General features: G+C 40.5%; 9 protein-coding genes. 3 read left to right on the plus strand and 6 right to left on the minus strand.

The genetic code is table 11. The annotated features are described in order from the left end of the window. Window positions 1-61: 61 nt before the first annotated feature. The 6 genes from NSS92_RS17110 to NSS92_RS17135 form a co-directional block, all read right to left on the minus strand. On the minus strand, window positions 62-1,489 hold the full coding sequence (locus tag NSS92_RS17110) for a HAMP domain-containing sensor histidine kinase (protein WP_267586728.1): 1,428 nt from the start codon (window positions 1,487-1,489) through the stop codon (window positions 62-64). Then, window positions 1,486-2,172 (minus strand): response regulator transcription factor, encoded by a 687-nt coding sequence (locus NSS92_RS17115; RefSeq protein ID WP_340869498.1) that lies wholly within the window; start codon window positions 2,170-2,172, stop codon window positions 1,486-1,488. The genes NSS92_RS17110 and NSS92_RS17115 overlap by 4 nt, the downstream gene beginning before the upstream one ends. Next, the gene (locus NSS92_RS17120; RefSeq protein WP_267586726.1) at window positions 2,169-3,152 is read right to left on the minus strand and encodes a YncE family protein; all 984 of its coding nucleotides are present in this window, start codon (window positions 3,150-3,152) and stop codon (window positions 2,169-2,171) included. The genes NSS92_RS17115 and NSS92_RS17120 overlap by 4 nt, the downstream gene beginning before the upstream one ends. 273 nt (window positions 3,153-3,425) lie before the next feature. Then, window positions 3,426-4,760, minus strand: coding sequence for an MFS transporter (locus tag NSS92_RS17125; protein ID WP_267586725.1), 1,335 nt, complete (start codon window positions 4,758-4,760; stop codon window positions 3,426-3,428). Between the two features lie 40 nt (window positions 4,761-4,800). After that, window positions 4,801-5,373: a TetR/AcrR family transcriptional regulator gene (locus NSS92_RS17130; RefSeq protein WP_267586724.1), complete on the minus strand. Its 573-nt coding sequence runs from the start codon at window positions 5,371-5,373 to the stop codon at window positions 4,801-4,803. A 90-nt stretch (window positions 5,374-5,463) separates the two neighbouring features. After that, window positions 5,464-7,995, minus strand: coding sequence for a PEP/pyruvate-binding domain-containing protein (locus tag NSS92_RS17135; RefSeq protein ID WP_340869503.1), 2,532 nt, complete (start codon window positions 7,993-7,995; stop codon window positions 5,464-5,466). A gap of 281 nt (window positions 7,996-8,276) precedes the next feature. Here NSS92_RS17135 and NSS92_RS17140 point away from each other — a divergent pair, with 281 nt between their 5' ends. The 3 genes from NSS92_RS17140 to uvrA all read left to right on the plus strand — a co-directional run bounded on the left by NSS92_RS17140 (window position 8,277) and on the right by uvrA (window position 13,684). Beyond that, entirely contained in the window at window positions 8,277-8,522 is a 246-nt protein-coding gene (locus NSS92_RS17140) for a CsbA family protein (RefSeq protein ID WP_024426229.1), read from the plus strand. Window positions 8,523-8,814: 292 nt separating this feature from the next. Then, the gene (uvrB, locus tag NSS92_RS17145) at window positions 8,815-10,800 is read left to right on the plus strand and encodes an excinuclease ABC subunit UvrB (RefSeq protein ID WP_340869505.1); all 1,986 of its coding nucleotides are present in this window, start codon (window positions 8,815-8,817) and stop codon (window positions 10,798-10,800) included. A gap of 7 nt (window positions 10,801-10,807) precedes the next feature. Continuing rightward, entirely contained in the window at window positions 10,808-13,684 is a 2,877-nt protein-coding gene (gene uvrA / locus NSS92_RS17150; protein WP_048237530.1) for an excinuclease ABC subunit UvrA, read from the plus strand. Window positions 13,685-13,700: the final 16 nt, after the last annotated feature.

Consider the following 13,700-nt stretch of genomic DNA (forward strand, 5'->3'; position numbering starts at 1 on the left):
AAAATAGTGATTGTTAAAAAGAGCTGTTCAAATGTAGACAGCTGATTCTCATGGGTAGTCTTCATCTCATTTGTAATTTGGTTGGCACGTCTTCAGTGAAAGGAGTATTTGGCAGCTGAATGATGGCTGTCGTACCAATGCCAGGCTCAGATTGAATGTCGAACGTCCCATGATGTTTTTTGATGATTTGATAAACAATAGCTAGTCCAAGGCCAGAGCCGCCATCCTTTCTTGTTCGTGCTTTATTTACACGATAAAATCGCTCAGAAACATGTGGAAGATCTCCTTTTGGAATACCGTTGCCTTCGTCAATCACTCTCAATTCAGCAACACTTTGGTGAACTTGTAATTCAATCGATATTGATTTTCCAGATGGCGTGTAATGAATGGCATTGTCCAGTAAATTACGTATCACTTGTTGGAGACGGTCGCTATCACCATAAACAATGCAATCCTCTTCAAGCGTTCGTTTGAGTGTAATGCTTTTTTTGTCAGCGAAGAAGGCCATTTGATCAAGAACATCGTGGATGAGCTGTGCAAAGACGATTGGCTCCATCGTAAGTGGATAAGAGTCACCTTCTAACTGTGCAAGATCTAAAAGGTCGTGTACAAGCCGGCTTAAACGTGTGGCCTCATCTTGGATGATTTGCATTCCTTTTTTTTGATCAATGATCCCTTCTTCAATTCCTTCTGCATAGCCTTTCATATAACTTAAAGGCGTTCTAAGTTCATGAGAGACATTCGCAAGAAATTCCCTGCGGTGCTGTTCAACTTTTTCGAGGGTTGAAGACAGTTTATTAAAGGAGCGGCTAAGCTGGTTTAACTCATCTCCTTTTTTGGTTACGGCCATTCGTTTTGAGAAATCACCAGATTCCATTTCCATTGCAATTTCTTTCATTTTATTAATTGTCCGCACTACTTTATTAGAGCTCTTATATCCGACCAAGAATATCAGGAGCAGAAGCATTAAGATGGATATGCCAAGCGTCAATCTAATTTGGATAAAGGGTTCATATACATCTGATAAGGGCATGGAGAGGAAAATAGTTCCCGATAGATCATCATTGCTTGAGAAAACAGGGATGGCGATGCCAAGAATATCTTGGTGAAACTTTGGGTGTTCTCTAATTAACACGACGGTTTCACCTTGAAGGAGCTTTTGGCGTTCCTTGAACGTAATGAGATTATCATTTGTGTCCGTATCAAAAGGAAGTCCACTTGAAAGCTCCATTGGATCATCTGTAAAAATAATGTTCGCCTGACTTGAGTCATTTGCCCATTTCATTCTGTCGGTAAAATACGTGTCTTTCCCGTGTGTGTGATAGATTTCTGCCAGCTTCTTACCTTGCAAACTTAAGGAATCGATCTGTTTATCAATATATAAATGCTGGTATAAGTAAAAGGTAAGGGCAAGCGCTGAGGCTGCAACGATTCCGATCACTGCAAGGATTAAGAAGAGTACTTTCTTTTTAATCGATAATGGCTTCATTCTTCCTCCTCAAACTTATAGCCGACACCCCAAACGGTTTTAATATATCGTTCTGCTCCTTTTAACTTCAGTCGCAGCGTTTTGATATGTGTATCGACTGTTCTTAAAGAGCCGCTCGTTGAATGTGATTCCCACAATTTTTGATAAAGGTGTTCTCGTGAAAACACTTGTCCTTGGTTGAGCAAAAGAAACATGAGTAAATCAAACTCTCTTCTTGTTAAATTAATGGGCTGTTGATGGAGGTAGATTTGTCTGCCATCTTGATCAATCTCCATGTCACCAATCTGTATTCGGCTGCGCTTTAGCGAAAGACCTCTAATTCGTCTCAGGGTTGTTTCAATTCGTGCTGCAAGCTCACGCAGACTGAAAGGCTTCATGATGTAGTCATCCGCTCCAATTTCAAGTCCTCTAATTCGGTCCTCCTCATAACTCCTCGCTGTTAAAAATAAAATCGGTATTTGAGAAGTTTGTCGAATACGCTGACAGACTTCAAATCCATCCATGTCAGGCATCATGATATCTAATACAACAAGATCAACAGATTCCTTTTCAAGCTGATGCAAGGCATCCTTTCCATTATTCGCAGTGATAATGTGAAAGCCATGTCTCTTTAAAAAAGACCCGATTAACTCAAGCATATCGAGCTCATCATCTACGATTAAAATACGCATTTGTTCCTTCATTTCTTTTCCTCCAACACGATAGCATAAGGTCCTGATGGTACATTCAGTTGATTTTTCATGATAAGTGAGTGTTTATCAATGATGGATACTGAGTTGTCATCCAAGTTACTCACATAAATTGATGTCGTGTCAGCGGTGATATAATTTGGATTTTGACCAGTTTCAACAGAAGCAAGCTGCTTATTTGTTTTGGTATTTACTTTGTATAGCGTATGATCTCCATGACATAGTACATATAAAGTAGAAGAATTTTTCTCTGAAAAAAATGCAACAGGCATAACGCCCAGCTTTATTTCTCGCTGTTTTTTGCCTGTTTTAGGGTCATAAGCAAAAATTCTCTTATTTAAGGTACCTTGTTTACCATGGCCGCCGATCCAAATAGACTGTCCATCAAAATGAATCCCAGAGGGCCGATTAAGTACAGAGAACGTACGTATATTTTTTTCCTTTTCAATATCTATGACGGAGACAGTATGACTTTCTGCATTTAAAACAAATAAAATACCTGATGAAGAAAGAGTCATAGAAGAAGGTGATTTTCCGGTTTTCACAGTCGATTTTATTCTTTTACGCTCCGTATCAATAAAATAAACGACATTTTTCTGTGAGTTGGCAGCGATTAATGTATGAGAAGCTGCATCATATGTAAGGGAAGTCAGTCCTTTATCCACATCCATATAATCTGTTGCTGTCCCGTTTTTTAGATTAATTTCGATAAGGGATTCTCCCTCTTTACTTGTAGCGATGATGACGTCTTTATTGATTTGAATAAGATCAGTGAGTGGGTGCTTTAAATCCACAGAAGAGAGCATTTTATTTTTTTGTATATCAACTATTGAAAAGGAGGCTTTTTTTAATTGAGAGATGACAGCGATGGATTGAGAGCTGCCTGGCGGCGTAAATTGCCGTTCTTTTCCACAGCCTGTCAGGAATAAAAGTAGAGCTGATAAACAGATCAAAACATATTTCACACGTTCCATTCTTCCGCTCCTTTGCGTTCTCTATTTTCAAAATCATACCACAAAAATTGTGAAAAAAAATTGAAGTTATCCATGCTGAAGGAGATGAAAAAAAGCTTTTAGGTGAGTGAGGGAGACAATTTGCACCTGAAGTTCCTTTTTTGTCTGGTCATATGCCATTTTTTCTTCTTTAAAAGATGATTTTCAGGATTTGATGAATGCAATCACTATAGCTTACAGTGATACAAATGATGAAAACTCCCCGCTCTAAATAGACATAGAGCAAGGGAGTCATTAGGCAGAATGTTCAGAAGATGGAGAGGTTGATTTTGCTTTTAGGCGTTGAGATAAAAAGAAACCAAGAATGCCTGCACCCATTAATACAATAAATAAAGATTGAAAACCACTCATAATCCCAATCAATGTAGACGAGATGATACTGCCAAAATATCGAAAGGTAGAGAAAATACCAGATGCTGAACCAGATAAGCTTTGATCAACTGATGTTAGAGAAGCCATCTGCATACTGGTCATACCGATCCCTGATGAAATTCCACCTGCGACAAGTGTCACGATAAGCAGAGGTAAGGTAGGGTACTGACTCAGTGTGATTAACATGATGCCAGATAAAGTGAGACAGAGAAATGAAAAGCGGATCATTTTTTTCGCGCCTTTTTTCGGATGGAGTCTTGCCCCTAACAAGCCGCTAATAGACATGCAAAGAGAAAATACTGATAGAATAATACCGCTTTGTGTATGAGAAAGTGCAAGTTGTTGTTCCATAAACAGCGGCATAATCAGAAGGATGGCATACATCACAAAATTACTTAGCATGATTGACAGGTTCGCATTTGTAAATGAACTGTTTTTAAAAAGTGACAAATCGATGATCGGATTCTTTACTTTCCGTACATGTTTAAAGAATAAAGGAATCACGATCAACGCTAGAATTCCATAGATCAAGTATTCATTTAGCAATTGGCTTTTTGTGCATAAAATGAGTGTGGCAATCCCGATGGTTAAGTACAATGAACCAATGATGTCTACACTTGCTTGTAAGCGTGTATGCTTTGTTTTTGGAATGAGGAATACGCCGGTAACAAGTGTAAGGAACAAGAATGGGATATTGACAAAGAATATTGAGTGCCAATCAAAACTCTGAATAAGAATCGAACCAATAAAAGGTCCAAGTGCGGCACCAATACCAGCTCCAAACCCAAAGTATCCCATTGTTTTAGACAGTTTTTCGGGGGATACTGTTGCACGAATCAATGCAATGCTATTCGGTGTTAAGATAGCGCCGCCAGCTGCTTGAATGGAACGAAAAGTGATAAGAAAAGTTAGGTTAGGTGCTAAAGCACATCCAATTGAGCCAATTAAAAAGAGCATGACCCCAATTAAATACATTCGCCGGTGTCCGTATATATCTCCTAACTTACCAGCAATAGGCTGAGTGACTGCCATGACAATAAGGTAAATCGTGACAACCCAAGTGATGTTTGCAAGGGATTGATCATAATAAGTTGATATGGATGATAGAGCGACAGCGATCATCGTGGAGTTGACTGGAACTAGTATAGCTCCAAGCAACAAAGAATAGATGATGAAACTCTCTTTTTTTAACCTCAATGTGTATACCACCTTTTGTAAAAAAGAAGAATTTCACCCTTTAAGCGGGAGAAATTCCTCTCATGAAAATGTGTGTGCATGTTTCAATAAAATCTTCTTTTTGTGTGAGAACGAGTTGAAAATCTTGCTCTAGCTGCTGAATGAAAAATCCGAAATACGTACTAATGAAAATGTCTGCATAAATGTCTTCATTTCCTTTTAATACATGATGCTGGGCACCCATCTTTTTGAAATATTGTATCAGCATTTCTCTTAGTTCCTGAGGATAAATCTTCTCATGACTAGTTAAATCTTTATACATAGCCGGTTCTCGCATGCTGATATAAATAAATTCTTTTTTGGAAGTCAAATCTTCAAGGAAATAGGTACCGAGAAACTTTAAATCGGTGTATAAATCGTCTTTGAACTCTGCTTCTAGGGTTTTTGTCGGTGTTGATTTCATTTTCATAATGGCAGCAATGACGCCGCGTTTGTTTTTAAAGTTGCGAAAAATAGTTGCTTCACTCACATTCGCTTTTGTCGCTATTTCTTTGGTTGTTGTTTTTTGATAGCCCTTTTCAGTTAATAAATCCATTGTTGCGCGAATGATTCGTTGATTTGTAGATTTTAACAAGCATACTCACCTCAGGTTATGAATGTGTTTGCAACAAAGTAAGTATACCGATAAAACCTATGACCGCCAATATCATCCAAAATGATAAGTTTATGCACGTGAAAGCTGCTTTAATATCTGAATGCGTCCATTGCTGCCATCTACTGTCACAAGGTCACCGGATTGAAGTGTTTCAGTTGCTATTCTAGTACCTAAGACAGCTGGCATCATATACTCTCTTGCAATAATAGCTGAATGAGATAAAATGCCTCCAGCATCGGTGATGACTGCTTTCGCATCTCTAAATAAGCTCGTCCATAAAGGTGTGGTCGTTTTACAAACTAAAATATCATCCTTTTGGAATTGTGAGAATTCTTCAGCACTAGTAATCACTTTTACTCTTCCGGAAACAATACCGCTGGATGCGCCAATTCCATGGATCACATCTTGTGTGTTGTTTTGATTTTCTCTTAATGAACCAAGCATTCTTTCCACTTGCTGCAATTCAGCTTCAGTTGGTGTGCCGGTGTAAGCTGGTGGTTGAATGGCTTCATTTTCTTTCATTTCCATTTTTCTTTGCTGGATAACCGAATCGAATGAGATAGACGTTGTGAGCGCTTTTTGTACCTCTTCATCGTAGAGATACCAAAGATCTTCTTGATGAGGAATGGCTCCTTTTTTTGCGAGAAGCTCACCAATTTTTAATAGATATACCCGGGCTTTTGCATCTAACATTGCATCAATGTAGAAGTGGTGGTCATCTCGGATATTCGCTGCTTGAAGGGCAAATTGATACAGCGTCTCAAATTTTGTTTTAAACGACTCATCCTTCACTTGACTCATAAAATGTTTATACGTCTCTTGTCTTTTGATAACTGCTTTTGCAAATTCTTCATCAAAATCACATTGGGACTGGATGTTATTTCTGATGATATCTAATATAAACTCCGGGTTTTCTGCCCAAGTCTCATCCGTAAGGTCATGACTTTTAACAGATCGCCAGCCGTAAACTTTGAGAAAATCCTCCAATTTCGAAATAAAATGCCTTCCTTTTTCCGAGTGATTGAGTGCATATAACAGGTCCGGGTTCTTTTCATGATGAATAAATGCCTGATGAAGTTCTGGATCTTGAAGGACATCCTTTGCCATATCAGATAGCAGCTTGTCTGTTTCAAGAGATTTGTTCATCACGCCTATCATCATTTCGTGCAGCAAGACGACTTGTGTTTGATCACCGGTATACGTGACAAGCATGTCTTCAATGATGGCTGATAGTATGACTTGCGGTATGACGATATCAAAATGATCATCATATGCTTGGATATAAAAATCCTTTAATTCTTCAAAACCAATGATGGCTTTTTCAATGGTCATAGGTTCATTCATTTGGCGATCGAGTTTTTCATAAAATGGAAAGAAATTTCTCTCTAGAATCTCATACATCCGTTCACTTAAATGCGGAAATAACTCAAATATACGTTCATCAAAAACGGGTGCAGCTCCCTCTTGCGCTTCTGGCAGATCCGGTGCTGAGTATAGATGGCCTCTGTAAAGCTTAATATCTTTGATGTTCATATCAGGTACTTGATACTTTTCTCCATTTTTCTTCATCCCGCTTTTTAAGGCTGGTATGATCAGGCTTGAGAAAAGAGGGCTCGTTGGACCAGGCATATGATCATCCATTGAAATCCAGAAATCCTTCAGCTCTTCTGGCTTCATTTGAAAAGAAGCACCTGCTGTTTCATTTACTGTTTTTGGAAGAGTTGTAGTAATCGGCCTTGCTTGAAGTAAATAAAACGACCCATCTGCAATTCCAAATTCGATATCGACTCCATGTCCGTAAAGTTCTTCTACTTGTTTCGTGATTTGTGTGATTTCTTTCAATTGATCATCGTTCAGGCAAAACTGGCCAGCCATTTCCTTCGATACAGGCTCCTCGATGACACCTTCTTGGAAAGGAACAATTTGCAGCTCTTTCGCCCCAAGTGTTTTTTCAATCGAAAAGTTCTCTTTATCTACAATAAACGTGTCTGGTGTCACAAGACCGGAGACAATTGCTTCTCCCAATCCGTAGCTTGCGGTCAGCATCATTTCATTTGTTTTCCCCGATACTGGATTCTCACTAAAGATGACACCGGAGACGTCAGAATGGATCAATCCTTGAACGACAACGGCCATGAGCGGCATCTCTTCCTCATTTTCATTCATTTCTTCCTTATATTCTGTGACTCTCGCTGCAAAATAAGAAGACCAGCATTCTTTGACCGCTTGTAAAAATTCTTCATTTGCTTTGATATTTAAATAGGTCTCGTACTGTCCTGCAAATGAGGCGCCTTCGAGATCTTCAGCAACAGAAGAGGATCGGACTGCAACTGAGGGGTAAGTCTTCCGCAATGATTGAAAGGACGAAAGCAGCTCTGCTTCCATTTGTGAAGGAAACGATGCTTCTTTGATTTTTTGAGCAAGGTTTTGTTCTGCTGGCTGCAGATTGTGGTATGAAAGAAAGCTTGCAAAGCTGTTGGTTTTAATAATAAATCCATCTGGGACTGGCAGGCCTTGATTGTTTAATTTGATTAAATTTAGTCCTTTTGCCCCTGCGAGTGATGCGGATTCTTCAGCCGCATGAAATAAAACTGAATACATGGGAATGCCCCCTTATCCAAATAGCCAATGATTTGTATGTCTCTCTATTTTTCAAAATGATAGTGCGCACTATCATTTTAATGATAGGATTTATTGGATGTAACTGTCAAAGACGGAAAGACCTATCTTTACAAAGGTGACAATCTCACTAATTTCCTTCTTCTTCTACAACAAAAGTCTCCGAACATGAAGAAAAAAGGCGAAATTGAAAACTGTGAATTGTTCAATATGCCAATCTTTACTATAATCAAGGAAGTAGACCATGAAGAGGGAGGGTTTTTGTGATTACAAAAGCCATATTTGCACTAGTTTTTCCTTTCTTGCTCGTTATTTTATTTTCAAAGGTTACTTACAATCATTACGTGGGCATTGCGTTAACAGCAGCGCTTTTATTTGCTTCGTACATGAAGGGCTATACAGAAACCTACTTTATTGTGGGATTAGATATTATTTCTTTAGTAGCTGGGGCTTTGTTTATGGCTAAGAAAGAAATCGAAAAAAGAGAAAAAGCTGAAGAAAATCAATGATGTCATCGCCATCAAGAGCATGATGGCTGAAAGCTGACATGTTTTAATCAAGAGCTGTGCTTACGATTTCTAGTAAGCGCAGCTTTCTTTTTCTGCTCATCGAATATCTCACTCCAAAATGTTCCATACTGAAAGGAAGGTTTTTTTAAGAGGGTTATTTGCCATGGGAGAGAGGGTATGACTGTATTGGAAATAAAAATCAAGTAAGAGCCGAACTTTAGTTCGTATTTTTGTGTTCTTTTATGATAATATATTCATTAGATAGATTTCGTAACGAAACGGAGGCTTTGATGTGAGTGACCGCTTTGAATTAGTTTCTAACTATCAGCCCCAAGGAGATCAGCCAAAGGCGATTGAAAAGCTTGTTGAGGGGATCCACCAGGGGAAACAGCATCAAACGCTGTTAGGTGCTACAGGTACGGGAAAGACCTTTACTGTCTCCAACCTGATCAAAGAAGTGAACAAACCGACTCTTGTCATTGCGCATAATAAGACACTTGCCGGTCAGTTATACAGCGAATTCAAGGAATTTTTTCCGAATAACGCTGTTGAATATTTTGTAAGTTACTATGATTATTATCAGCCAGAGGCATATGTGCCTCAGACCGATACATTTATTGAGAAGGATGCCAGCATCAATGATGAGATTGATAAGCTGAGACACTCGGCTACGTCCTCGTTATTTGAGAGAAGAGATGTCATCATCATTGCCAGTGTGTCCTGTATTTATGGCTTAGGTTCGCCAGAGGAATACAGGGAGCTTGTGCTGTCTTTGCGTACTGAAATGGAGATTGAACGCAATCAGCTTCTTCGTAAGCTGGTGGATATTCAGTATTCTCGTAATGATATAGATTTTCAGCGCGGAACCTTCCGAGTCCGAGGAGACGTCGTTGAGATTTTTCCTGCTTCACGAGATGAGCATTGTATCAGAGTGGAGTTTTTCGGTGATGAAATTGAACGTATTCGTGAAGTGGATGCGCTGACTGGAGAAATACTTGGCGATCGTGATCATGTGGCTATTTTCCCAGCATCTCACTTCGTCACAAGAGAAGAAAAAATGGAAAAAGCAATTATTAATATTGAACAAGAGCTTGAAGAACAGCTCGAAAAGCTTCGTGAAAATGGAAAATTGCTTGAAGCGCAGCGCCTTGAGCAGCGGACAAGATATGACCTTGAGATGATGAGAGAGATGGGCTTTTGTTCAGGAATCGAGAATTATTCAAGACATCTGACCTTGCGTCCTCCTGGTTCAACACCTTACACACTGCTTGATTATTTCCCAGATGATTTTATGATTGTTGTCGATGAGTCGCATGTGACGATTCCGCAAATCCGCGCCATGTACAACGGGGACCAAGCAAGAAAGCAAGTGTTGGTTGATCACGGATTCCGCCTGCCATCAGCACTTGATAACAGACCGCTCACCTTTCATGAGTTTGAAAAGCATATCAACCATATTGTGCATGTATCAGCAACGCCTGGTCCGTACGAGCTTGAGAAAACACCAGAGGTCGTGGAGCAAATTATCCGCCCAACAGGTTTACTTGATCCAATTATTGAAGTGCGTCCGATTGAAGGACAAATTGATGACTTAATTGGAGAAATTCATGCACGAGTTGAGAAAAATGAGCGTGTGCTCGTGACCACGCTGACGAAGAAAATGTCTGAGGATCTCACAGATTACTTAAAAGAAATCGGAATCAAGGTGAATTACCTGCATTCAGAGATTAAGACCCTTGAGCGGATTGAGATTATCCGTGATCTGCGTCTCGGTAAATATGATGTGCTTGTTGGAATCAACCTTCTTCGTGAAGGACTGGATATTCCAGAAGTGTCGCTCGTGGCCATTTTAGATGCGGATAAAGAAGGCTTTTTGCGCTCTGAAAGATCCCTCATCCAGACGATTGGCCGTGCAGCGAGAAATGCAGAAGGCCGGGTCATTATGTATGCAGACAATATGACGAAGTCGATGGACATTGCGATTCAAGAAACGAAACGAAGACGAGAACAGCAAGAAGCATATAACAAGAAATTTGGGATTACCCCGCAAACGATCCATAAGAAAATTCGAGATGTTATTAAGGCAACAAAGATACATGAGGATACAGAAGAATACGAAACAAAAGCAGCACCAAAGCTTTCGAAAATGAGCAAAAAAGAACGAGAAAAAGTGATCGAAAAAGTCGAGATGGAAATGAAAGATGCAGCAAAAGCGCTTGATTTTGAAAAAGCAGCAGAATTAAGAGATCTATTGCTAGAGCTAAAAGCGGAAGGATGATTGCCTGATGGCTATGGAACGAATAGAGGTGAAAGGTGCTAGAGCCCACAACCTTAAAAATATTGATGTCAATATCCCGCGTGACCAGCTAGTGGTCATTACGGGATTATCTGGTTCAGGAAAATCGTCACTTGCCTTTGATACCATTTATGCAGAAGGTCAGCGCAGGTACGTTGAATCTCTTTCAGCGTATGCACGCCAATTTCTTGGGCAAATGGATAAACCGGATGTAGATGCCATTGAAGGTCTTTCTCCGGCGATTAGTATTGACCAGAAAACGACGAGCCGGAACCCTAGATCAACAGTTGGTACTGTCACTGAAATTTATGATTACTTGCGTCTCTTGTATGCTCGAGTCGGAAAACCTATTTGTCCTATACACGGGATCGAAATTACGTCACAAACGATTGAGCAGATGACAGATCGTATTTTAGAATATCCAGAAAGAACAAAATTGCAAGTGCTTGCGCCAGTTGTATCCGGCCGCAAAGGAACACATGTGAAAGTACTTGATCAAATTCGGAAGCAGGGCTATGTGCGAGTGAGAGTCGATGGAGAGATGGAAGACCTTTCAGAAGATATCGAGCTTGAAAAGAACAAGAAGCATTCCATTGAAGTGGTCATTGATCGAATTGTGGTCAAAGAAGGCGTTGCTGCTCGTTTGTCTGACTCTCTTGAAACTGCGCTGCGGTTAGGCGAAGGCCGAGTGATGATTGATGTGATTGGACAAGAAGAGCTGTTATTCAGCGAACATCATGCTTGTCCGCACTGCGGATTCTCTATCGGTGAGCTTGAGCCGAGAATGTTTTCATTTAATAGTCCTTTCGGTGCCTGTCCGAGCTGTGATGGGCTTGGTTCTAAACTGGAAGTCGACCCTGAGCTTGTCATTCCTAATAAGGATCTGACTTTACGGCAGCATGCCATTGCACCATGGGAGCCGCAAAGCTCGCAATACTATCCGCAGCTTCTTGAGGCTGTATGTACACATTATGGTATCGACATGGACATTCCAGTAAAAGATATCCCATCGCATTTATTTGATAAAATTTTATATGGAAGCGGATCTGAACGGATTTATTTTAAATACGAAAATGATTTTGGTCAGGTACGTGAAAATGAAATTGAGTTTGAAGGCGTTCTTCGTAATATTGAGCGGCGTTATAAGGAAACCAGCTCTGATTATATTCGTGAGCAAATGGAAAAATATATGGCCAATCAGCCATGTCCGACATGTAAAGGGTATCGTCTGAAAAAAGAAACGCTGGCGGTTCTCATCAATGGCAAGCATATCGGGGAAATCACCGATTTGTCTGTCTCTGATGCCCTTGATTTCTATGAAAAAATCGAGTTATCTGAGAAAGATATGCAGATTGCTCAGCTCATTTTACGTGAAATCAAAGAGCGTTTGTCCTTCTTAAATAATGTGGGATTAGATTATCTGAATTTGAGCCGGTCGGCTGGCACACTATCAGGCGGGGAGGCGCAGCGGATTCGCCTGGCAACTCAAATCGGGTCAAGGCTTACAGGTGTTCTTTATATATTAGATGAACCATCCATTGGTCTGCATCAGCGCGATAATGACCGGTTGATCGGGACGTTAAAAAACATGCGCGACATCGGGAACACACTGATTGTCGTGGAGCATGATGAAGATACTATGCTAGCCGCTGATTATTTAATAGATATTGGACCTGGAGCAGGAGTTCATGGAGGAGAAGTGATTTCTGCTGGAACGCCAGAAGAAGTCATGAAGGACCCGAAATCCTTAACAGGGCAATATTTATCTGGTGAGAAATTTATCCCGCTGCCAATTGAGAGAAGAAAACCAGACGGCCGCTATATTGAAATAAAAGGTGCAAAAGAAAACAATCTGAAAAACGTGAATGCGAAGTTTCCTCTGGGCGTCTTTACAGCTGTAACCGGAGTATCCGGCTCAGGGAAAAGTACGCTTGTGAATGAAATTCTATTAAAATCACTTTCACAAAAATTGCACAGAGCGAAGGCGAAGCCAGGGCAGCACAAAGAAATCAAAGGAATGGATCATTTAGATAAGGTCATTGATATTGATCAATCTCCAATTGGCCGTACACCAAGATCCAACCCTGCCACGTATACAGGTGTCTTTGATGATGTGCGGGATGTGTTTGCACAGACCAACGAAGCAAAGGTACGAGGCTATAAAAAAGGCAGATTCAGCTTTAATGTCAAAGGCGGCCGCTGTGAGGCGTGTCGCGGGGACGGCATCATTAAAATTGAAATGCACTTTTTGCCAGATGTGTATGTGCCTTGTGAAGTGTGCCACGGGAAACGTTATAACCGCGAAACACTCGAGGTCACATATAAAGGAAAAAACATTGCTGATGTGCTTGAAATGACCGTGGAGGACGCACTCCAATTTTTCGAGAATATCCCGAAAATTAAGCGGAAGCTTCAAACGATTTATGATGTTGGGCTAGGATACATTACACTTGGACAGCCTGCAACGACATTGTCAGGAGGAGAGGCGCAGCGCGTGAAATTGGCATCTGAGCTTCACCGCCGTTCAAACGGAAGGTCTCTTTATATTTTGGATGAGCCGACAACTGGACTGCATGTGGATGATATTGCCCGTTTATTAAAAGTGCTTCAGCGTTTGGTTGAAAACGGAGATACGGTGTTGGTCATTGAGCACAACCTTGATATTATCAAGGCTGCTGATTACCTTGTTGATCTCGGACCAGAAGGCGGTGCAGGCGGCGGAACGATCATTGCTTCTGGCACTCCTGAGCACATTGCAAAAGAAGAAGCATCTTACACAGGTCAATACTTGAAGCCTATTTTAGAGCGTGACCGTAAGCGCATGAAACAGTTGGTTAAAGAAACGGAAAGTGTGACTTCTTCATAAAGAAAACCCCTCGATA

The sequence above is a fragment of the Bacillus sp. FSL M8-0166 genome, from assembly GCF_038008825.1.
GTDB lineage: Bacteria > Bacillota > Bacilli > Bacillales > Bacillaceae > Bacillus > Bacillus safensis.